The following is a 1,351-nucleotide window of genomic DNA, read 5'->3' as shown; positions in this document are numbered from 1 at the left end:
ACGTATAGGAAGAATAAACGCCCTTTTCACCCAAGTCCAACAGCTTTGGACCGCAGTTGACTCTTTCGACACCCCTGCGATGCAACCCAATCCGGCTGACGGGGAGCCAGCAACGCTGAAAATTTACCCTCCTCTTTCCCACTAGCGGCTCCTTTTCCGACAACCAGCACGGCGGATCCCTGCCGCGGCGCTGTGAACGCAGCATTTTGATTGGTATCGTTGGCCTTCAGGCTCGTCAGTCAAACAGACCCAGGAGCAGCTCAGCCGGTGGCGCCCGGCTTTCGGGTAACGCCCTGGTCCCGCTGGTTTCGGCTTTGTGCTTCAGGTGATCAAGGATCTGCTTGATCACTATAGGGTCTTCAATGCAGGCGATGACTTTCATGGCGCCGCCGCAGCCGCTGCAGGTCTCGATGTCGATATTGAAAACACGCTTGAGCCGTTGCGCCCATGTCATCGACGCTCGCCGTTGTGCTGGTGTTGCCGGTTCATCAGCCACCCTGACCTTGTTGCCCCTGCCCCGTTTTGCCGGCGTGACCAACGCCCGGTGCCGACTGTTGGGTGCGAACACCCCGTGGAAGCGGGTTAGGTTGACTCTGGGCTTCGGTACCAGGGCGGCCAGCCTTGCAATGAAATCCAATGGTTCGAAAATGACGTGCGTGGTGCCGTCCCGGTACGGCGTCTTGAGCTGGTAGCGCACGTTGCCGCCTCGTGTTAACGACAGCCGCTTCTCGGATACCGCCGGGCGGCTGATGTACCGGCACAGCCGTTCGAGCTTCTTGCGTTCATCGGCCCTGGCCGCCACGCCGGCGTGCAGGCTGGACCCGGCTACCTTGCCAATCCCGTCACCGAACGGATCACCACTGGTCGGCAGAGTTTGCAAAGTGAACACCTTTCGCCCCGCCTGTGAACCGACAGCGATACGGTAAGTGATCGAGTGCCCCAGCAGGGGTGTCATCGGGTCGTCATCCACCGCATCCGAGGCCAGATAGCTGTTTTCGACATCCCGTTCCAGCAGGCCTTGCCGTTCCAGATAGCGACCCACCCGGTGGGCGATGGTGTGCGTCAGCTGGGTGAGCTCTGGGCTGGTCGGCGCCTTGACCCAGCGGAAACGCGCTGAGCCGTGGGATTGCTCGACATACACACCGTCGAGAAACAGCATGTGGAAGTGAACATTCAGATTGAGCGCCGATCCAAAACGCTGGATCAGGGTGACCGCGCCCGTCTTGGCCACTTGGTGGGTATGGCCCGCTTTCTTGACCAGGTGCGTGGCAATGACGCGGTAAACGATGCCCAGCACCCACCCCATGATCTCGGGCCGGCTGGCAAACAGGAAACGCAGCTGAAACGGGAA

At 60.3% G+C, this 1,351-nt stretch carries 1 protein-coding gene; it reads right to left on the bottom strand.

The features are described from left to right. Positions 1 to 235: 235 nt before the first annotated feature. A partial coding sequence (locus FTT99_RS16310) for an IS91-like element ISVsa3 family transposase (protein WP_000408446.1) occupies positions 236 to 1,351 on the bottom strand: 1,116 nt, incomplete at its 5' end.

The organism is Acinetobacter sp. YH12040, from assembly GCF_013420005.1.
GTDB lineage: Bacteria > Pseudomonadota > Gammaproteobacteria > Pseudomonadales > Moraxellaceae > Acinetobacter > Acinetobacter amyesii.
Note: the sequence above shows the minus strand (reverse complement) of the source record. Positions and strands in the feature narration are given on the sequence as shown.